The 19,960-nt window shown below is 30.7% G+C and carries 19 protein-coding genes; 10 read left to right on the top strand and 9 right to left on the bottom strand.

The window, feature by feature from the left end; all coding sequences use genetic code 11:
- Nucleotides 1–27 precede the first annotated feature (27 nt).
- The 5 genes from VK164_RS04485 to gcvT all read right to left on the bottom strand — a co-directional run bounded on the left by VK164_RS04485 (nucleotide 28) and on the right by gcvT (nucleotide 5,477).
- A complete protein-coding gene (locus VK164_RS04485; protein WP_324208207.1) occupies nucleotides 28–423 on the bottom strand; it encodes a hypothetical protein in 396 nt (131 codons plus the stop codon).
- 83 nt (nucleotides 424–506) lie between these two features.
- Nucleotides 507–1,226, bottom strand: coding sequence for a YebC/PmpR family DNA-binding transcriptional regulator (locus VK164_RS04480; RefSeq protein WP_324208206.1), 720 nt, complete (start codon nucleotides 1,224–1,226; stop codon nucleotides 507–509).
- An 83-nt stretch (nucleotides 1,227–1,309) separates the two neighbouring features.
- Nucleotides 1,310–2,347 carry an LIC11966 family surface protein gene (locus VK164_RS04475; protein WP_166236042.1) on the bottom strand — a complete coding sequence of 346 codons (1,038 nt, stop codon included), beginning with the start codon at nucleotides 2,345–2,347 and terminating at the stop codon, nucleotides 1,310–1,312.
- A gap of 10 nt (nucleotides 2,348–2,357) precedes the next feature.
- On the bottom strand, nucleotides 2,358–4,385 hold the full coding sequence (locus tag VK164_RS04470) for a S41 family peptidase (protein WP_324208205.1): 2,028 nt from the start codon (nucleotides 4,383–4,385) through the stop codon (nucleotides 2,358–2,360).
- Nucleotides 4,386–4,394: 9 nt separating this feature from the next.
- Nucleotides 4,395–5,477, bottom strand: a complete 1,083-nt coding sequence (gene gcvT, locus VK164_RS04465; RefSeq protein ID WP_324208204.1) for a glycine cleavage system aminomethyltransferase GcvT — start codon at nucleotides 5,475–5,477, stop codon at nucleotides 4,395–4,397.
- Between the two features lie 130 nt (nucleotides 5,478–5,607).
- On the opposite strand from gcvT, the gene VK164_RS04460 reads away from it, so the two are divergent.
- Nucleotides 5,608–6,411, top strand: coding sequence for an SDR family oxidoreductase (locus VK164_RS04460; protein ID WP_324208203.1), 804 nt, complete (start codon nucleotides 5,608–5,610; stop codon nucleotides 6,409–6,411).
- A gap of 153 nt (nucleotides 6,412–6,564) precedes the next feature.
- Complete coding sequence (gene fsa / locus VK164_RS04455; RefSeq protein WP_008257736.1) at nucleotides 6,565–7,221, top strand: fructose-6-phosphate aldolase; 657 nt, start codon at nucleotides 6,565–6,567, stop codon at nucleotides 7,219–7,221.
- 52 nt (nucleotides 7,222–7,273) lie between these two features.
- Here the strand turns inward: fsa and VK164_RS04450 are convergent, their stop codons facing one another.
- On the bottom strand, nucleotides 7,274–8,677 hold the full coding sequence (locus VK164_RS04450) for a thioredoxin family protein (RefSeq protein ID WP_324208202.1): 1,404 nt from the start codon (nucleotides 8,675–8,677) through the stop codon (nucleotides 7,274–7,276).
- Between the two features lie 156 nt (nucleotides 8,678–8,833).
- Between VK164_RS04450 and VK164_RS04445 the strand changes: the two genes are divergently transcribed.
- From VK164_RS04445 to VK164_RS04410, 8 genes are all read left to right on the top strand, one after another.
- On the top strand, nucleotides 8,834–10,453 hold the full coding sequence (locus VK164_RS04445; RefSeq protein WP_324208201.1) for an ABC-F family ATP-binding cassette domain-containing protein: 1,620 nt from the start codon (nucleotides 8,834–8,836) through the stop codon (nucleotides 10,451–10,453).
- A 29-nt stretch (nucleotides 10,454–10,482) separates the two neighbouring features.
- Nucleotides 10,483–10,842 carry a four helix bundle protein gene (locus VK164_RS04440; RefSeq protein WP_414655540.1) on the top strand — a complete coding sequence of 120 codons (360 nt, stop codon included), beginning with the start codon at nucleotides 10,483–10,485 and terminating at the stop codon, nucleotides 10,840–10,842.
- A gap of 64 nt (nucleotides 10,843–10,906) precedes the next feature.
- Nucleotides 10,907–11,446, top strand: coding sequence for a bifunctional pyr operon transcriptional regulator/uracil phosphoribosyltransferase PyrR (pyrR, locus tag VK164_RS04435; protein ID WP_324208200.1), 540 nt, complete (start codon nucleotides 10,907–10,909; stop codon nucleotides 11,444–11,446).
- Between the two features lie 29 nt (nucleotides 11,447–11,475).
- Complete coding sequence (locus VK164_RS04430) at nucleotides 11,476–12,405, top strand: aspartate carbamoyltransferase catalytic subunit (RefSeq protein ID WP_324208199.1); 930 nt, start codon at nucleotides 11,476–11,478, stop codon at nucleotides 12,403–12,405.
- A gap of 41 nt (nucleotides 12,406–12,446) precedes the next feature.
- Nucleotides 12,447–12,779 (top strand): ribonuclease Z, encoded by a 333-nt coding sequence (locus VK164_RS04425; protein WP_324208198.1) that lies wholly within the window; start codon nucleotides 12,447–12,449, stop codon nucleotides 12,777–12,779.
- A 66-nt stretch (nucleotides 12,780–12,845) separates the two neighbouring features.
- Nucleotides 12,846–13,751 carry a ribonuclease Z gene (locus VK164_RS04420; protein WP_324208197.1) on the top strand — a complete coding sequence of 302 codons (906 nt, stop codon included), beginning with the start codon at nucleotides 12,846–12,848 and terminating at the stop codon, nucleotides 13,749–13,751.
- A 25-nt stretch (nucleotides 13,752–13,776) separates the two neighbouring features.
- Nucleotides 13,777–14,421, top strand: a complete 645-nt coding sequence (gene pdxH, locus VK164_RS04415) for a pyridoxamine 5'-phosphate oxidase (RefSeq protein WP_324208196.1) — start codon at nucleotides 13,777–13,779, stop codon at nucleotides 14,419–14,421.
- Between the two features lie 232 nt (nucleotides 14,422–14,653).
- Nucleotides 14,654–15,145: a CAP domain-containing protein gene (locus VK164_RS04410; protein ID WP_324208195.1), complete on the top strand. Its 492-nt coding sequence runs from the start codon at nucleotides 14,654–14,656 to the stop codon at nucleotides 15,143–15,145.
- A gap of 434 nt (nucleotides 15,146–15,579) precedes the next feature.
- Here the strand turns inward: VK164_RS04410 and VK164_RS04405 are convergent, their stop codons facing one another.
- The 3 genes from VK164_RS04405 to VK164_RS04395 all read right to left on the bottom strand — a co-directional run.
- Nucleotides 15,580–17,487, bottom strand: coding sequence for an OmpA family protein (locus VK164_RS04405; RefSeq protein WP_324208194.1), 1,908 nt, complete (start codon nucleotides 17,485–17,487; stop codon nucleotides 15,580–15,582).
- Between the two features lie 11 nt (nucleotides 17,488–17,498).
- The gene (locus VK164_RS04400) at nucleotides 17,499–18,431 is read right to left on the bottom strand and encodes a PorP/SprF family type IX secretion system membrane protein (protein ID WP_414655539.1); all 933 of its coding nucleotides are present in this window, start codon (nucleotides 18,429–18,431) and stop codon (nucleotides 17,499–17,501) included.
- Nucleotides 18,432–18,441: 10 nt separating this feature from the next.
- A partial coding sequence (locus tag VK164_RS04395) for a gliding motility-associated C-terminal domain-containing protein (RefSeq protein WP_324208193.1) occupies nucleotides 18,442–19,960 on the bottom strand: 1,519 nt, incomplete at its 5' end.

Genomic DNA, 19,960 nt, shown 5'->3' with positions numbered 1-19,960 from the left:
GATTCAAAATCAATAGCTTTTATTTTTTTATTCTATTAGTATCATTTCATTTTCTTTTACAAAGTCAGGATTATCTGGTATAGTAGCTCTCATAATATATGATTTATCACGAACTTCAATAATTTCAATAACTAATAATCCAGCAAACCTTGCATCATAATCCATTGTTTCTTTGGTTGGCAAAACAGTGTATTTACAATCATTAATCCATTTAATGTGAAAGCTAAATTGTTTAGAATCTCCTTCAATTTCTTCATATTGAATATCACCTTTACGTTTTATAATGTAGGTTGTTCCAGAGTTTTTATCTACTAATTTAAATGTTCCATTTTTAAACTTTTTGCAATCCTTGTTTTGAGCGGTTCCAAAATTGCAGAAAAATATAAAGCTGCAACAAAATAGAATAAATTGAATTTTTTTCATTGAATGATTTTTTGTTTGAACCAAATATAAAAAAAACTCCGAGAAGTGTCGGAGTTTTCAAGTATTATATTAAAAAAAAAAGATTACTCAGCGCTTTCTTGCATCGTATGATATACGTTCATAACGTCATCGTCTTCTTCAATTTTTTCTAAAAGTTTTTCAACATCAGCCACTTGTTCTGGTGTTAATTCTTTTGTTACTTGTGGAATTCTTTCAAATCCAGAAGATAAGATTTCTAATCCACGAGATTCTAATTCTTTTTGGATAGCACCAAAACTTTCAAAAGGAGCATACATTAAAATACCATCTTCATCAGCAAAAATTTCTTCTACACCAAAGTCAATCATTTCTAATTCTAATTCTTCTACATCTTGTCCTTCTGCTGGAATTCTAAAATTACAGGTATGGTCAAACATAAATTCTACCGAACCTTGTGTTCCAAATGTTCCGTTGCATTTGTTGAAGTAACTTCTAATGTTTGCTACAGTTCTGTTATTGTTGTCCGTAGCTGTTTCAATTAAAATTGCAATTCCATGTGGTGCATAGCCTTCAAACAGTACTTCTTTAAAGTTAGCGGTGTCTTTGTCCGATGCTTTTTTGATAGCGCGTTCTACGTTATCTTTTGGCATATTTGCAGCTTTGGCATTTTGTATAACTGCTCTTAATCGTGAGTTAGTTTCAGGATTTGGTCCGCCTTCTTTAACGGCCATTACAATGTCTTTTCCAATGCGTGTAAACGTTTTTGCCATTGCTGACCAACGTTTCATTTTGCGGGCTTTTCTAAATTCAAACGCTCTTCCCATTTTGTATTGTATGTTTCTTGTTAGAAATTGTGATTTATTAAATTCTTGGCAAAATTAAACTTTTTTATTGTTTGAACAAGAAATTAATCATTTGGAACATGACGAGAAATAAATTGGTCACCACTAGCATTCCATTGATTGATCATGTTGTTTTTATCTTGATTGAATTTGGTATTCATTTTATTGTAATCGTTGACTTTTTTATTGATGTCTTTAACCATTTGATTAAAGTTGTCTATTTCTTCTTTTGTTCTGTCTTTATCAGATTTTCTCTCTAAAGAAGTTTTAGTTTCTTCAAATTTTGTATTGAACAATAAGAAATTAATAACCTCAGGAGCATATTCATTAGCCACCTTTTTATACATTTCTAAACTTTTTTTAGTGCTTTCTAATAGTGTAGCATCTTTTTTAAAGGGTTGCATTTGAGTTAATTTTTGTAAACCTTCATCAGCATATAGTAGGAGTGAACTAGCATTTTGCTGAATACCTGCGATATCTTTTTGTTCTACTGCTTTTAAAAGCATTATATCTGTAATATTGCATTTAAAGAAAACTAGAAAAAGTTCAGTATGGTATGAAAAAACTTCATTTGATAATTTCATTTTCTTGCCTAATTCAGAATCACCTTCTGTTAGTGTAATATTATATTTTTCGGCAAACTTTTTTTGTCCAGCTACCACCACTTCGTGTTCTTTATCCATTCTAGCATTTACTAAATCTCTAGTCATAATGTAGGCTTCCATAAAATCATAAGATTGTTCTGCAACTTCTTGCATATCAACAATTTTGCTATAATCTTCATTGATAATAATTTCAGATACAGACAAATAGTTGATTACTTGATCTTTATATTCAGTGTCTCCTTTGTAACCATTTTTAAGTTTAGCAATATTGGCTTTAGCTAATTGAATACTTTTTACCAAGTTTTTTCTAGTAGCATCAATTTTTCGAGCGCTTTTAGAATGTGCAATTGTTTTGGTGTATTTCCACATGTTTTTAGAAATTGCATCTTCTTCTTTACTAATGTAATTGAGGTATTCTACAGGTGTTTTGAAATCTTGGGAAAATAAGTTGTTTGCTGTCAATAAGAAACAAACAAGTAGAAAAGAAATGTTTTTCATAATTGAGTTATTAGTGAGTTAAATCATGTATAATATTTACGGCTTCATAAATGCGACCATTTGTATCAATGAGTTTGATTTTTTCTGAGTTATCTTTTTTGAGATATTCGTCAAATTTTATTTTTTCGATATCCGATGAATTATTTTTAATAAGTAAACCAAAAGTTTTTGCGCTAATTTTTTCTGTTTCAGTATATAATTTATCTGATTTGTGCACTTCATCAAAAACTGTACTAAATTTTAATAATAAAGGTTTTCTTTCTTCATTTACAAAGTTATAGATGTCCTTATTTAAATTTTCAATTTCAGTAAAATAAGGATTGTTTTTGATTCTAATTGAACTGTTTTCAATAGCTTTAGAAAAATCGTTTGGGCATTTTTTAAAACTTAATTTAGGAACAATAGTATCATTTTCTAATACATTTTTAGAAGAGGATTCTCTAGGCATTAAATCATTAAAGAGATAAGGTAATTTTATAGATGGAATTACACCTTCTTTTTGACTACTTTTCCCAGTAATGCGATAAAATTTTTGACCTGTAATTTTTACAAAATCTTGATTTGAATAGGTTTCTTCAAAAGGAATTATACTTTGCATTGATGCTTTTCCATAAGTTGGATTACCAACAATAATTCCTCTGTTATAATCTTGAATTGCATTCGCAAAAAATTCACTTGCAGATGCTGAAAACCCATTAACAATAACAACCAGTGGTCCATTATACACCACACCACGATTATAATCTTTTAATGTTTCTATATTATTAAACTTATCGTTCATGATAGCAATTGGGCCAATGTCTATAAACATTCCTACTAATTTCATTGCTTCAGTTACACTACCACCACCGTTATCATCTAAGTCAATTATGATACCGCTAACTTTATCTTCTTGAAGTTTAATAATTTCTCTTGCCACATCATTTGAAAGTGTATTGGTGCCATTTTCATCATTATAAAAACTTGGAATTTTTATGTAGCCAACTTTTTTATCTACATTTTCAATTACATAACTATAAACAAGATTTCCTGTAGCTTTCATGATTCTTTTTTCTAATGAAACTGTAAAAACTTCTCCATTTTTCTTTCTTAAAGTAATCTCTAATGTTTTGAAGTTATCTGATGAAAGCAATTCTGAAATTTTTTCTAAAGAAGCACAGTTACTGTAAAATTCATCTCTTTTGTGTTTCACTTTTAATAATTGATCGCCAGTGTCAATTTTATGTACATCAAAAGCAGGGCTTCCAGGAATAATTTCTGCAACAACTACATTGTCTTTATCGTCTAATTGAAAAAGAATTCCAATTGAGCTATTATCAGCACTTACGGATGAAATGAAATTAACCTTATCATTGTATGAAAGATAAGTAGTGTGTGGGTCAAAAAAATTAGTGTACACAACATAAAAGCTGCTTAAAAAAGAGCTATAGAAAGTTGTTTCTTCTTTTATTAAACCATTAAGTTTGCATTTATAATTTTCAAATATTTTAGCTCTAGATGTTTCGGAAATTGTTGTAAAATTTGCGGTTAGAGAGTCTTTATTTTTGCTTTGTTGTGCAATATCAATAAGTATTTCGTAGGTAATCTTCTTTTTTATAAAACGTTTTACATCGACATCATCTTTTAAATAGCGAATATTTTTTTTAGTAAAAAACAAAGTATCTTTAGTATTCAATATAATACTTTGTTTTTCAAGTCCTTCAACTACTGAAAGCGTTCTTTGTAAAGCAGTTTTATAAGTGTTTGCAATTTCATCTAAAAAAGAACAATCTTTATCAATAATGTAGTTATCAATTTTAAGTCGATGTTTTTTTAATTTTGAAATTTCTGTTTCAGTAAATAATATTTTTTCTTCATCTAAATACTCCAAAAAATTATCGTAAACAAATACAGAAAGACTATCATCAATGACTTTAGGTTTATAATGATTTTCTTTGAGTAAGGTGTTTATTTTTTTAATTGTAACACAGGCTTTTTCAGCGTTTTGAGCAAAAAGGCCACACTGAAAAAGCACTGCGAAATAGAAGAATCTTGTCATTAAAAGCGATTATTTTTTATAAAAAGGCATTTTAACCACTTTCGCTTTAATGTCTTTGTTTCTAATTCTGATATAAATTTCAGAATCTGGAGTAGCTAAAGCTGTTGGTACATATCCCATTCCAATAGCAATTCCCATGGATGGTGATTGTGTTCCAGAAGTTACAATTCCTAAAACATTTCCAGCTGCATCAGCAATTTCATAGTCATGACGAGGAATTCCTCTTTCAATCATTTCAAAACCAACTAATTTTTTAGAAACACCAGCTTCTTTTTGCTTTTTAAGATTTTCAGAATTGGTAAATTCCTTATCAAATTTAGTAATCCATCCTAATCCAGCTTCTAAAGGAGATGTAGTGTCGTTGATATCATTTCCATATAAGCAGAATCCCATTTCTAAACGTAATGTATCACGAGCAGCTAATCCTATTGGTTTAATACCAAATGCTTCACCCGCTTCAAAAACTTTATTCCAAATGTATTCTGCGTCTTCGTTTTTAAAATAAATTTCAAATCCGCCAGAACCAGTATATCCAGTTGCTGAAATAATTACATCACTTTTGCCTGCAAAATCACCAATTTGGAATGTATAATATCCCATATTTGTTAAATCAATTGATGTTAATGATTGCATTGCTTCAGCAGCTTTTGGTCCTTGAATTGCTAACAACGAATAGTCATCTGAAAGGTTTTGCATATCAACCCCTAAGTCATTATGAGACGAAATCCAATTCCAATCTTTTTCAATATTTGACGCATTTACAACCAACATATAATGATTGTTAGCTATTTTATATACGATTAAATCGTCAACAATTCCGCCTTCATTATTTGGTAAACAAGAATATTGTGCCTTTCCATCTACTAATTTAGAAGCATCATTTGAAGTTACTTTTTGAATTAATGCTAATGCATTTTCTCCTTTTAAGAAAAATTCTCCCATGTGAGAAACATCAAAAACGCCTACGCCATTTCTAACGATTTCGTGTTCTGCATTTACTCCTTCATATTGAACAGGCATATTGTATCCTGCAAATGGAACCATTTTAGCTCCTAAACTTTCGTGAATGTGCGTTAACGCTGTATTTTTCATGATTTAGTATTGAATAATTTGAGAGTGCTAATGTATTAAAAATTATGAAAAAAGTTATGATTTCTTCTTATTTAATTGGTATAGTTTGTTGTGATTTTTTTAAATACATTTGCAATTCAAATATAATATAATGAGCAAAGTAGTATTAATTACTGGTGGTTCCTCTGGAATTGGAAAATCTATTGGCGAGTTTTTACATCAAAAAGGTTTTGTGGTATATGGTACAAGTCGAAATCCAGAAAAAATCACCAATTCGACATTTCCATTAGTAGCTTTGGATGTTCGCGATAAGCAAAGTATTGTGAATTGCGTGGCTGAAGTTATTCAAAAATCTGGACGATTGGATATTGTGATTAATAATGCAGGAGTAGGAATTACGGGGCCAATAGAAGAAATTCCAACCGAAGAAATTAGAAATAATTTTGATATAAATTTATTTGGTCCAATCGAAGTGATGAAAGCGGTTTTACCACAAATGCGTGCCCAAAAATCTGGTTTGATTATTAATATTACCTCTATTGCTGGTTATATGGGATTGCCTTATCGTGGGATTTATTCGGCTTCAAAAGGCGCTTTAGAATTAATTACAGAAGCTTTACGAATGGAAGTGAAATCATTCGGAATCCAAATTACAAATGTAGCTCCAGGCGATTTTGCCACTAATATTGCAGCAGGACGTTATCATGCGCCGGTTGTCAAAGGTTCGGCTTACGAAGTTCCTTATGGAAACACCTTAAAAGAGATGGATTCGCACGTTGACAGTGGAAGTAATCCAAACGAAATGGCAGAAGCAATTTTCGCTATCATTGAAACTGATAAACCAAAAGTACATTATAAAGTAGGAGCTTTCATGCAAAAGTTTTCCATTGTTTTAAAACGTATTTTGCCTGATACGGTATATGAGAAAATGTTGATGAATCATTATAAGCTTTAACAATATCAAAATTCAATATCAACTTCAATATCAATTGTTTAAATGAATTATTTTGTTTTTGAAATTGATTTTTGAAATTGTCATTGCCATTGCATTTTGATTTCTTACTTTTGCATTTCAAAACAACACACAATACTTTAAAATTTAAAAAAGATGAAATTTTTTATTGACACAGCTAATTTAGAGCAAATTAAAGAAGCACAAGAATTAGGAATTTTAGATGGTGTTACTACAAACCCATCGTTAATGGCTAAAGAAGGCATTACAGGAAAAAACAATATTCTAAAACATTACGTAGACATTTGTAACATTGTTGACGGAGATGTAAGTGCAGAAGTAAATGCAATGGATCTAGAAGGCATGATCAGAGAAGGTGAGGAGTTAGCTGAATTACACGAACAAATCGTAGTTAAATTGCCAATGACTAAAGAAGGTGTAAAAGCATGTAAATATTTCTCTGATAAAGGAATTAAAACCAATGTAACCTTAATTTTCTCTGCAGGACAAGCTTTATTAGCTGCAAAAGCGGGAGCAACGTATTGTTCGCCTTTTTTAGGAAGATTAGATGACGTTTCTACAGATGGTTTAAATTTGATTGATGAAATTCGTCAAATTTATGATAACTATGGATTCGAAACTCAAATTTTAGCAGCTTCTGTACGTCACACAATGCACGTGATTAATTGTGCTAAAATTGGTGCTGATGTTATGACTGGACCTTTATCATCAATTACAGGATTATTAAAACATCCTTTAACTGATATTGGAATTGCTCAATTTATTGCAGATTATGAAAAAGGGAATAAATAATTCCTAATTAATATAATAAGAAAAAAGCGTTCTGAAATTCAGAACGCTTTTTTTATTTTAGATTGTTTTCAAAATTCACGTCAAATAAATTTGCAAAGCCATTTTTTATTGTACCATCAGCATTTAAAATAATGATTCTATGTACTTTTGTGATTACCCATTTCTTTCTAATTGCTTCAAAATTTACTGCATGCAATTCATTTGTAGAACTAAGTTTATATTTCTTTAAGGCATTATTCCAGTTTGGCTGTGTATCATCAATATTAATAGCGATGAAATTATAGTTTGGATATTTTTCTTTTAACTCTTTAATTTTATCATGAGCAATTACTAAGTGTGATTCTGCATGAGTTGTCCAAAAGTAAAGTACAGTTGGTTTTGTAATTGTAGCCTTTAAATCTACTCTTTGATTGTTGGCATCAACAAGATCAATAATTGGTAAATGATTGCCAACTTTTAAATTTTGCACTGAATTATAAATCTCGGTAACTTCTTTTTGTTGTTCTTTATCTGTTGAAAGTTGTAAGTATCGCTCAATAAATTTTTGATTATTGTACATGTTTTGATCTTCTAACAAGTACATAAGAGCAACATTATTAAGTACTACATTTTTTACCTTCTTGTTTTTAATCAGTGTATCGGTAATATTTAGTTTCTCAATATTATTTTCTATTGAGTTTTCATCAATATTACCTTTGTTTTTTTCAAAAGCAATATTATTCAACATTACACTAACATATTTAATAAAAGGAGAAAAATTAGTTAAATCATTATTTTCAAAGTCAACTTCTTTTCTGTGTGTATAATAGTCAGACGGCAATGAAGTTCTAATATTTTCACCTGTTCTAAATTGGTGTGCGTAAGGATAGATTTCTTTTTTAGTGATGTGATGAAAATCTAAACTAGCTTTTGCAACTGCATCAAAGTTTTCATCCCAACCAATTTCAGCTCGTCGTTTTAAATAAAACGATTTACGAATTGCAAAACTTGAATCAATATTCTTTATAAAAGATTTTACATTTCGGTCAAAAACATCAAACATTGTAGCTTTATCTTCTTCATTTTTAAGATACATTTCCATTAAGAAATTGTTTTTTTCGTCGCCACGACCACAAAAAACAATTGAGTTATCAAAGTCAAATGCATTCATTCTAACCATCAAACTATCGTTTTTATCAAAATAAACATATTGATATTCAGGCTCATGTTTAAAAGTATATAAACCAGGAGCTAAAGAATCAAACTTGTGCATGAACCGGTTATTCTTGTCTAAATAAATAGTATCAATAACTTCGTTATCTTTAAGAAACAGCACAAATTTTGACTGTGGATTTTGTACTTCGCCACCAAAATATGCAACATAATTTTCTGCTTCAAATGCCTTTTTACAAGAGGTTAAAGTAGAGAAAACAACAATAGATAGGGGCAAAAAATATTTTATGTAATTCTTAATCATTCAATAGATTATTAATTTCTAAAACAAATGTATTGGATATATTCAAACTAGCTTGTTAATGTTCAGTTAAAATAAACCTATATTTATTCTAAATAAAGCGTTCAAAAATCTACTATTTTTACTACTTTTGCAACAGTTTTATAAAAAAATACAAAAATGTTAACAGTTTCAAATTTATCGGTTCAATTTGGGAAACGAATTTTATTCGATGAAGTAAATACAACCTTCACGCAAGGTAACTGCTACGGAATCATTGGAGCTAATGGTGCTGGAAAATCTACTTTCATGAAAATCATTGCGGGTGAAATGGAGCCAACATCAGGAAGAGTTATTCTTGAGCCAGGAAAACGTATGTCGGTTTTAAACCAAAATCACAATTTATTTGACGAATATACTGTTTTAGAAACAGTTTTGATGGGAAATAAAGTATTACATGCTATCAAATCTGAAATGGATGCTTTATATGCCGATTATACAGATGAAAATGCAAACAGAATCGGAGAATTGCAATTGCAGTTTGATGAAATGAACGGCTGGAATGCAGAAAGTGATGCAGCCACCATGTTATCTAACTTAGAAATAGGAGCAGAGCATCATTACACCTTAATGGGTGATTTGGACGGAAAACTAAAAGTTCGCGTATTATTAGCACAAGCTTTATTTGGAAATCCAGATGTGTTAATTATGGATGAGCCTACCAATGACTTGGATTTTGAAACCATTGGTTGGTTAGAAAATTTCTTAGCAAATTATGAAAATACGGTTTTAGTGGTTTCGCACGACCGTCACTTTTTAGACGCAGTTTGTACTCATGTTTCAGATATTGATTTTGGAAAAATTACACATTATTCTGGAAATTATACGTTTTGGTACGAATCTTCGCAATTAGCTGCCCGTCAGAAAGCACAACAAAATAAGAAAGCTGAAGAGAAAAAAGCCGAGTTAGAAGAATTTATACGTCGTTTTAGTGCGAATGTGGCCAAATCAAAACAAGCTACTTCTCGTAAAAAAATGATTGAAAAATTAAATTTAGACGAGATAAAACCTTCTAGCAGAAGATACCCAGCCATTATTTTTGATACAGAAAGAGAAGCAGGAGATCAAATTTTAAATGTACAAAATTTAGCAGCTTCAATAGATGGAGAAACTTTGTTTAAAAATGTAGATTTAAACATGGCTAAAGGTGATAAAATTGTAGTTTTTTCAAAAGATTCTAGAGCAACAACTGCATTTTATGAAATCTTAAATAATAAAATGAAACCAGATGCAGGTACCTTTGATTGGGGAATTACCACAACACAATCCTATTTACCAGTTGAAAATCATGAGTTTTTTGATAATGTAGATTTAAACTTAGTTGATTGGTTACGTCAATGGGCAAAAACAGAAGAAGAACGCGATGAAGTATATGTTCGTGGATTCTTAGGAAAAATGATCTTCTCTGGAGAAGAAGCCTTAAAAAAATGTAACGTGTTATCGGGAGGAGAAAAAGTACGTTGTATGTTGTCAAGAATGATGATGATTAGAGCTAACGTTTTAATGTTAGACGAACCAACGAATCACTTGGACTTAGAATCGATTACGGCTTTCAATAATTCATTAAATAATTTCAAAGGTTCGGTTTTATTTACAACACATGACCATGAGTTTGCACAAACAGTTGCCAACAGAATCTTAGAATTAACACCAAATGGTGCCATCGACAGATACATGACATTTGATGAATATTTAGAAGATGACAAAATCAAAGAATTAAGACAAAAAATGTATTCGTAAATAAATTAAAAATTTTGAATTAAAAATTAATGAGTATAAAAGAAAATATTATACAACAAAAGTCATTTACTTTTGCAGTAAGAGCAATTAATGCTTATAAATTTTTAACGCAAGAAAAAAAAGAATTCGTTTTATCTAAGCAATTTTTGAGAAGCGCCACGAGTATTGGAGCAAATATTGAAGAAGCAATTGGAGGTCAATCAAATGCTGATTTCATTTCAAAAATAAGTATTTCCTATAAAGAGTCGAGAGAAACAGTATATTGGATAAAATTATTGAAAGAAACAGATTATTTGAATGAAAATGAAGCAAATAGTTTGTTAGAAGATGCTCTTGAAATATGCAAGATTTTGGCTAAAATAAAAATAACCATGAAAAAGGATAATTAATAATTGTCCTTTTTTTTTATTCCTTAATTTTTAATTTTAAATTTGTAATTAAATTAACTTCACTATGAGTCAAAAAATTTTGCTCACTTCAAAAGAAGTACACGTTATCTTGCATCGATTAGCTTGTCAACTCATTGAAAATCATTTAGATTTCTCAAATACTATCCTAATCGGTTTACAACCTCGAGGTAAATTTTTAGCACAAAGAATCAAACAAATTTTAGAATCAGAATACCAAGTTTCTAATATTCAATTGGGATTTTTGGACATTACCTTCTTTCGTGATGATTTCAGAAGAGGTGAAAAACCATTAGAAGCTAATAAAACCCAAATTGATTTTTTAGTAGAAGATAAAAAAGTGGTTTTTATTGATGATGTTTTATATACCGGAAGAAGTATCAATGCCGCTTTAACAGCTATTCAATCCTTCGGAAGACCATCAGAAGTAGAATTATTAACTTTAATTGACAGAAGATTTAGCCGTCATTTACCTATTCAACCTGATTATCGAGGAAGACAAGTAGATGCCATAAACAATGAGAAAGTTTTAGTAAAATGGCTTGAGAATGATGGAGAAGATGCTGTTTACCTAATTACAAAATAACATAACTACAAACACACAACTTCATATAAATGAAAGAATTATCAGTAAATCATTTAATCGGAATAAAACACATTACCAAGCAAGATATCGATTTAATCTTTGAAACTGCTGATCAGTTTAAAGAAGTAATCAATCGACCTATTAAAAAAGTCCCATCACTTAGAGATGTTACGATTGCCAATATCTTCTTTGAAAATAGTACTAGAACTAAATTATCATTTGAATTAGCACAAAAACGTTTGTCGGCGGATGTTATTAGTTTTTCAGCAGCACAATCTTCGGTAAAAAAAGGAGAAACTTTGATAGATACGGTAAACAACATTTTATCAATGAAAGTGGATATGGTGGTAATGCGTCACAGTAGTCCTGGAGCAGCACATTTTTTATCACAAAATGTCAAAGCAAGTATTGTAAATGCAGGAGATGGAGCTCACGAGCATCCAACCCAAGCATTATTAGATAGTTTTACGATTAGAGAAAAATTAGGTAATGTAGGTGGAAAGAAAATCGTAATCGTAGGTGATATTTTACATTCAAGAGTTGCTTTATCAAATATCTTTGCTTTACAGATGCAAGGCGCAGAAGTAAAAGTGTGCGGACCAAAAACATTGATTCCGAAATATATTGAATCACTTGGAGTAACAGTTGAACCAAATTTACGTAAAGCTTTAGAATGGTGTGATGTAGCCAATATGTTGCGTGTTCAAAATGAGCGTTTAGATGTAAGTTATTTTCCATCCACAAGAGAATATACCCAACAATATGGTGTAACCAAAGAATTATTAGATTCGCTAAATAAAGAAATCGTAATCATGCATCCAGGACCAATTAACAGAGGAGTTGAAATTACTTCAGATGTTGCCGATTCACAACAATCAGTAATTTTGAATCAGGTGGAAAATGGAGTAGCGGTTCGTATGGCAGTGATTTATCTATTAGCTAGTAAGATTAAGAATTAATTGATATATTAGCAATTCGAAAAAATCGTAAAGCAATTAAAATGAAAGTCGATCAAAAAGGACATACTACAATAATTAAAGACACACAAAATAATGTGGAAGTTTTTGTAGGCAAAATCACTAATGAATATCATGTGTTTCAAGGTCAAAATTTAATTTTAGATTTGTCGCATGATAATGCAATTTCTAATGGAGATTTGGTTCATTTTAAAGAATTGGCTAAAAATCATAAAAAAGCAAAAAAATCAATGATTATTGTTTCTGATGCCGTTGATTTTGACAAAGTACCTAATTATTTGAATGTAGTCCCTTCTGTTTTAGAAGCACACGACATGATTGAAATGGACGAAATTGAACGCGATTTAGGATTTTAATGATGGATACTGGGTGATGGAAGTTGGAAGAAAAACTTGAAACCTGAAACTTGAAACTTTTTAACCTTGAAACTAAACATACTTGGCTGTTACGCAGCAACCCCAAGAACCATAACTAATCCAACATCACAAGTTTTAGAAATGAAAAATCATTTGTTTCTAATCGATTGTGGTGAAGGAACTCAAGTGCAATTACGCAAGCATAAAATCAAGTTTTCACGTATTAATCATATTTTTATTTCGCATTTGCATGGCGATCATTTTTATGGCTTAATTGGTTTAATTTCCACTTTTATGTTACTAAATCGCGAGAATGATTTGCACGTTTATGGTCCGAAAGGAATCAAAGAAATTATTTTATTGCAATTACGCGCTTCGGGTTCGTTTACTGGATATAATTTATATTTTCACGAATTAGAAGCTACAAATAGTGAAGTTATTTTTGAAGATGATACTGTAGTAGTAAAAACTATTCCGTTAAACCATCGTGTATATACGAACGGATTTTTGTTTCAGGAAAAAGTTGGAAAACGTCATTTGAATATTGAAGCTGTTGCAAAATATAAAATTGAAAAATGCTATTTTGACAAAATCAAGTCGGGTGGAAATGTAACCTTAGATTCGGGTGAAGTAATTGATAATGAACTGCTTTCATTGCCTCCAGATGCTACAATGAGTTATGCTTTTTGCAGTGATACTTTGTATGATGAATCGATTGTACCGATTATAAAAGATGTAGATGTATTGTATCATGAAGCAACTTTTCTAGATTCAGAAGCGCATTATACCGAGAAAACTAAACACACCACAGCAAAAGAAGCTGCTCAAATTGCCAAGTTAGCTAATGTCAAGCAATTAATTTTAGGACATTATTCCACTAGATATGGTTCGATTGAGCCATTTAAAACAGAAGCACAAACTGTTTTTGAGAACGTACTTTTAGCCGATGATGGCAAAGAATTCGTATTTTAGTATTTCCAAATTCTATAATAGAAAGATGAAAGATTTAAGTAATTACAGAAAATCCTATGAAAAGAGCGAGTTACTGGAAAATCAAATTCCAGAAGACCCAATAAATCTATTTCATAGATGGTTTTACGAAGTAGAAGAATTAAATGCTGCAGATGAAGTAAATGCAATGACCGTTTCAACTATAGGTTTGGATGGATTTCCAAAATCCAGAGTGGTTTTGCTTAAAAAATTCAATGAGGAAGGTTTTATTTTTTATACAAATTATAACTCTGAAAAAGGGAAAGCAATTTTAAATAATCCAAATGTTTGTTTATCATTTTTTTGGCCTACAGTTGAACGTCAAATTATTATAAAAGGGATTGCCGAAAAAACTACTGCAGTTATTTCAGATAATTATTTTGCGTCTAGACCAGATGGTAGTAAACTTGGAGCTATAGTTTCCCCACAGAGTGATGTGATTCCTGATAGAACATTTTTAGAAAATAATTTGAAAAAATTGGAAAAAGATTTTGAAGGAAAAGAAATACTTCGTCCGGCACATTGGGGCGGTTTTATTGTTAGACCTATTGAAGTAGAATTTTGGCAAGGTCGTCCTAATCGTTTACATGATAGAATAAGATATCAATTGCAAGAAGATTATAACTGGAAAATAGATCGATTATCACCTTGATTATCATTTTTTTATATCATTATATATAGATCCTGTCAAATTTTGATGGGATTTTTTATTTTTTGTAAGTAAAATTGTAAGTATTTGAATTACAAGATGTTAATATGTTAAATTTTAATGTATTTCATCGATTTTATTTGCATGTTATCGACGATTACGTACATTTGTCTTGTAAATCAAACACTTAGTCGATTATTTATTTTTGAAAAAGTGTTTCTTAAACAAGGAAATTATGAAAAAAATAATGATCACCCTTTTTACCCTTACAATCTCCCTACCATTTTTGACCTCATGTTCATCAGATTCTGAAAGTGTTTCTAGCTCAAATGAAACTGAAAAAAACTACACACATTCAGCTGCTGAATTGGAATTATTAGACGAAGTAAATGCCTACAGAGTATCTATTGGATTAAATACATTGCAAATTATAGAGCACATTTCATACAAATCTAATGAGCATAATGAATATATGATTGCTATACACGATGTAAATCATGATGGATTTGAAGAAAGAAAAGCTAATTTACAAGAAGTACTTGGTGCTGCAAGAGTAGGAGAAAACGTTGCCTATGCTTATTCGTCAGCACAATCTACAGTGGCAGCTTGGGTAAACAGTCCAAGTCATAAAGCAAATTTAGAAGGCAACTACACACATTTTGGAGCATCAATTAAAATGGATGCCGATGGTAAAAAATACTATACCAATATGTTTATTAAAAAATAAGATTTCATGTTTGTTTATAAAAAAAGCAGCTGTTTGAAAGAATGGCTGCTTTTTTTGTAGTTAAATAAGGTTAACGCTTGCAAGTTGCATGTAAAAAAACTATCTAAAGATTTTTTTTGAAAGGTAGAATTGTAGATATCTACTTATTCTCCAAGAATACTAAAATAGCAACCGTAAGTTCAGTAATATCTCAAAACCCGTGTGCCGCCAAAACTTTTTCGTTTGGATTGTCAAGTTCAAACTTTCGTCTTACTCGTCCTGTTCCATAAATTAGGTCAATAAGCCTTTTCAATTGTTGGTTTATCATTGTTGTTGTGTTGTCTTTTAAAATGCTTTATGACTTATAAATTAACTCAAATATATACAACTTTTTTTACATAAAAAAGCAGCCATTTTATAAAGAAAATAGCTGCTCGCTTTGTGTGGTTTAGGGTTTACATTTTTATGACAATGAATTCACTTCGTCTGTTTTTTTGGTGTTCTTCTTCGCTACATGCAATACCGTCAGAGCAGTTGTTTAATAATTGGCTTTCTCCATATCCTTTTGCAGTTAATCGGTTTCGCTCGATACCATTTTTTACCATAAACTCTAATGTAGATTTAGCTCTTCTATCTGAAAGTAATTCATTGTATTGATGCGTTTGACGACTATCGGTATGCGAACGAATGTCAACTACCATGGTAGGGTATTGTTTCATTACCGCAATAATTTTTTCTAAATCTTCTGCTGCATCAGGGCGAATATTCCATTTGTCTAAATCGAAATAAATGATGCTGATATTCAATACTTTTGCTAAATCGGTTCCTTTTTCAATTGGAATTATATTACGTTTTAATGCTATATCTAACTCCGATTTTCCAGAAGTTGTTACAGGATTGAATGTTTTTTCAGCGGTCTCATATTCTTCTTTAGATGCTCTAATAAAATATTTTTTATTACAATCTAATTTGAATTCATAATAACCTTTATCTGAAGATGTTGTTTCATTAATTCTATTCATGTTTTCATCAAACAAAACAACTTTTGAATTCGGTAATATTTGTTCATTGTCAATATCTTTAATTAGTCCACTTAAAGTATGTGTACAAATAGTAAAAGTGTAAATATCATCAAATCCAGTTCCACCTTCTCTGTTGGATGTAAAGAAACCAAGTTTTCCTTTATTTATGTAGCCAAAATCATCTTTTGAACTATTAATTGGTTTCCCAATATTTTGCGGTTTTGAATATTGTTTGTTCTCTAATTTACTTTCAAATATATCTAAACCTCCTAAACCTGGATGACCATCAGATGCAAAGAATAGAGTATTATCAGCGTCGATAAAAGGAAAAGTTTCTCTTCCTTCTGTATTAATTGTAGTTCCTAGATTTTCGGGTGTTCCAAAATTCCCATCTGAATCTATTGTTACTTTGTACAAATCTGACATTCCATAGCTTCCAGGCATATCAGAAGCAAAATACATTGTTTTTTCATCAGGACTCAAAGCTGGATGCGCTGTTTTATAATTGTCATTGCAAAAGGGAAGTTCAGTAATATTTGTCCACACGTTATTGATGAGTTCGGCTTTATAAATTTTTTCAAGAATACTAACTTTATCATCACTTTTTCCTTTTTTACCATTATTATAATTGTTTCTGGTAAAATACATTGTTTTACCATCTTTAGTAAAAATAGGGGATGACTCATTAAATTTGGTATTAATTTCTTTTGAAAAATTTTCAACTCCTCCTAATTTTCCGTTATTATCTATTGTGGTTATAAATAAATCTGTAAAATTTTGATTGGTCCAATCGTGGATTCTTGCAGAAGAGTTTCCTTCACTTCGAGAAGATGTAAACACAATTTGATTGCCCCAAAAAGATGGTCCATAGTCATAAAATTCAGAGTTAATTTCTGTTTTATCCATTGTGTATTTTCCTGAAACAGCATCAATATTAGCTACATAATCTTTGTTTTGGGCAAATAATTTCCCTCTGTTGTCATTGGTTTTTTGATTAAAGAGTTCCATATACTCATTGGCTTTATCATATTTTTCTTGAGATTTTAAAGCTTGTGCATATCTAAAATAGTATTCTGCATCTACTTCTTCATTAAGCGCAAATAAATCACCATACCATTTGGCGGCTTTATCTAGTTCACCATTAAAATAATAAGCGTTTCCTAACTTTTGAAATAAATCAGCAGATTTATAACCTTTTTCAGCTACTTTTTCATAAATCTCAATAGCATCGATATAGGAAAAAGTCTCGTATTTTTTATCGGCAGTTTTTAATTTAGACGATTGTCCAAAGGCTGAAATTGTTATGCCTATAAGTAAAATTAAAGTATATTTTGCTTTCATAATCATATCTTTTAAAAGAATCTAGGTGCAGAAATTCTTGTTCTATTGAAAAGTTCATAACGAAGGAATATTTCGTGTGAGCCTGAATTATATCTAGCTAATTTAGTGGTTTCCATATCATAACCATATCCAATAAACCAAGAATCCGAAATTTGAAATCCAGCTAATCCACTCACAGCAGCATCCCATCGATAAGCTGCTCCAAGTGTTAATTTATCAAATAATAAGAAATTAGCCGTAATATCTGCCTGTAAAGGCGAACCATCAACTACTTTTGTTAATAATGCTGGTTTGAATTTTAAGTTTGGATTTAGTTCAAAAACATGACCTGCTATAAAGTAAAAGTGCATTTTTTCTTTTGTGATGGCAACATTATTGTCGTTATAACGATAACTTTCAAAAAAATTAGGAACTGACAAGCCAACATATGTATTTTCAGAAAATAAATATAATCCAGCACCAACGTTGGGTGAAAATTCGGTGTCTACGTTTTGAAATTGTGGATCTAATGGATCATAAATGGTTAATTTATTTACATCTAAGTTGAATAGGTTAGCGGTTCCTTTTAATCCAAGTGATAATTTATAGTTTTCAGAAATTTGAATAAAATAAGCTAAATCAGCAGAAATTTCGTTTTCAGAAGTTGGTCCAATTTTATCGTTTGTAAAAGAAATTCCAATACCAAAATTTGAATCACCTAGAGGAGAATTTACGGTAAAATTATTTGTTACAGGCGCTCCATCTAAACCTACCCATTGATTTCTATGTAGAAGAAAAGCTGTCAAAGTTCCTCTTGATCCTGCATAGGCAGGATTAACATTAGCTGTGTTATACATATATTGGGTATATTGAGAATCCTGTTGACAATAGATCAACCCATGTAAAATGAATGTACAAATTATAGTTATATATATTTTCATCATGTTCATATTTTTAGTTACCATAATTCAATTCTTAACGGTTAAGGTATAAATAACCTGATTTATCATGCTTTTTATTTTCTTCATCCGTATATTTCAAAATATAGAAATAAGTTCCATCTGGTAAAAGTTCGTTTTTATTAAATGTATTTCTACCTTCCGATTTACCTTTAAAAGATTTTAGTGCATTGTCATAGCCTTGTTCATCATAAACTAATATTCCCCAACGGTTGTATATTTCAACAGTATTATCAGGGTAACATTCAATACCATCAATTAATAATATTTCGTTTGATTCATCATCATTTGGTGAAACTGCATTATAAACGGTAATATCACATGCTGCTAAAACCACACAATCATCATTAACATTAAGATAAATTTCAAATATCATCGGACAATTGCTATCTTCTTGTGAAACAATATATTGTAATGTATAATAGCCAAGCTGAACATTTTCAGGGTTAAAAACATTTCCGGCTAAACCACCCGAATTTGTAATCTCTATCCAAGTTCCATTTGTAGGAATTGAATCGTCTAATATAGTAAATAAATTTATAGGCTCCTCTTCTGTACAAATTGCATATGGAATAGCATCAAATGGTTCTTCTACGATTACATTAATAATTTGAGAAAAGGTTGCCTCATTTCCACAATTATCTGATACAATCCATTCATGTGTAATGCTGTATTGATACACTGAAATAGTGCTTGTTGTTTCATTATGAATTACTTCTAATACTCCTGAACAATTATCTGTAAACTCAGGAATTTGAATTTCAGGTATTTCTGAACAACTAACATTGATAATAGCTTCTAAAGGCGTGACAATAGTTGGTGCAGTTGTATCTGAAACAGTAATAGTTTGAGAATAGCTTACACTATTTTTACAATCATCTGTTGCTGTCCATGTTCTTATAATTATGTATTGACCAGCACAATTTGAATTTTCTGTATTAAATGTATCAGTCACAGAAATTGTTACTTCATTATCACAAGAATCTGTTGCGTATAATGTTTGCGCCTCAGGAATAGCATCACATGAAATACTAATATCATTTGGCAACTCACTTGTAAATATTGGAGCAGTGGTATCTTGCACTGTAATTACTTGCGAATCAGAAACCGAGTTTCCACAAACATCAGTAGCACTCCAAGTACGAGTTAAAGTATACGAATTAGAACAAACACCAGCTGAAGTTGTTTCAGAGAAAAAAACAGTAATGTTGCTATCACAATTATCCGAAGCAGTAATCACCGCTGCTGTTGGAATTGAGTTACATTCTGCTGTTAGATCAGCTGGAATTACCATATCAAATGTTGGCGCAGTGGTGTCTTGCACTGTAATTACTTGCGAATCAGAAACCGAATTTCCACAAACATCAGTAGCACTCCAAGTACGAATTAAAGTATACGAATTAGGACAAACACCAGCTGAAGTTGTTTCAGAGAAAACAACAGTAATGTTGCTATCACAATTATCCGAAGCAGTAATCACCGCTGCTGTTGGAATTGAGTTACATTCTGCTGTTAGATCAGCTGGAATTACCATA

The sequence above is a fragment of the Flavobacterium sp. genome, from assembly GCF_035299005.1.
Lineage (GTDB): Bacteria > Bacteroidota > Bacteroidia > Flavobacteriales > Flavobacteriaceae > Flavobacterium.
The sequence above is the reverse complement of the archived record's forward strand: the minus strand, read 5'-3'. Positions and strand labels throughout refer to the sequence as shown.

Excerpts from the sequence above, each read along its gene's own strand:
- VK164_RS04405 (WP_324208194.1), bottom strand. The coding sequence starts at position 17,487 with ATGAAAGCAAAATATACTTTAATTTTACTTATAGGCATAACAATTTCA.
- VK164_RS04450 (WP_324208202.1), bottom strand. The coding sequence starts at position 8,677 with ATGATTAAGAATTACATAAAATATTTTTTGCCCCTATCTATTGTTGTT.
- VK164_RS04480 (WP_324208206.1), bottom strand. The coding sequence starts at position 1,226 with ATGGGAAGAGCGTTTGAATTTAGAAAAGCCCGCAAAATGAAACGTTGG.
- fsa (WP_008257736.1), top strand. The coding sequence starts at position 6,565 with ATGAAATTTTTTATTGACACAGCTAATTTAGAGCAAATTAAAGAAGCA.
- VK164_RS04440 (WP_414655540.1), top strand. The coding sequence starts at position 10,483 with ATGAGTATAAAAGAAAATATTATACAACAAAAGTCATTTACTTTTGCA.
- VK164_RS04410 (WP_324208195.1), top strand. The coding sequence starts at position 14,654 with ATGAAAAAAATAATGATCACCCTTTTTACCCTTACAATCTCCCTACCA.
- pyrR (WP_324208200.1), top strand. The coding sequence starts at position 10,907 with ATGAGTCAAAAAATTTTGCTCACTTCAAAAGAAGTACACGTTATCTTG.
- VK164_RS04430 (WP_324208199.1), top strand. The coding sequence starts at position 11,476 with ATGAAAGAATTATCAGTAAATCATTTAATCGGAATAAAACACATTACC.
- VK164_RS04460 (WP_324208203.1), top strand. The coding sequence starts at position 5,608 with ATGAGCAAAGTAGTATTAATTACTGGTGGTTCCTCTGGAATTGGAAAA.
- gcvT (WP_324208204.1), bottom strand. The coding sequence starts at position 5,477 with ATGAAAAATACAGCGTTAACGCACATTCACGAAAGTTTAGGAGCTAAA.
- VK164_RS04475 (WP_166236042.1), bottom strand. The coding sequence starts at position 2,347 with ATGAAAAACATTTCTTTTCTACTTGTTTGTTTCTTATTGACAGCAAAC.
- VK164_RS04445 (WP_324208201.1), top strand. The coding sequence starts at position 8,834 with ATGTTAACAGTTTCAAATTTATCGGTTCAATTTGGGAAACGAATTTTA.
- VK164_RS04400 (WP_414655539.1), bottom strand. The coding sequence starts at position 18,431 with ATGGTAACTAAAAATATGAACATGATGAAAATATATATAACTATAATT.
- VK164_RS04485 (WP_324208207.1), bottom strand. The coding sequence starts at position 423 with ATGAAAAAAATTCAATTTATTCTATTTTGTTGCAGCTTTATATTTTTC.
- pdxH (WP_324208196.1), top strand. The coding sequence starts at position 13,777 with ATGAAAGATTTAAGTAATTACAGAAAATCCTATGAAAAGAGCGAGTTA.
- VK164_RS04425 (WP_324208198.1), top strand. The coding sequence starts at position 12,447 with ATGAAAGTCGATCAAAAAGGACATACTACAATAATTAAAGACACACAA.
- VK164_RS04470 (WP_324208205.1), bottom strand. The coding sequence starts at position 4,385 with ATGACAAGATTCTTCTATTTCGCAGTGCTTTTTCAGTGTGGCCTTTTT.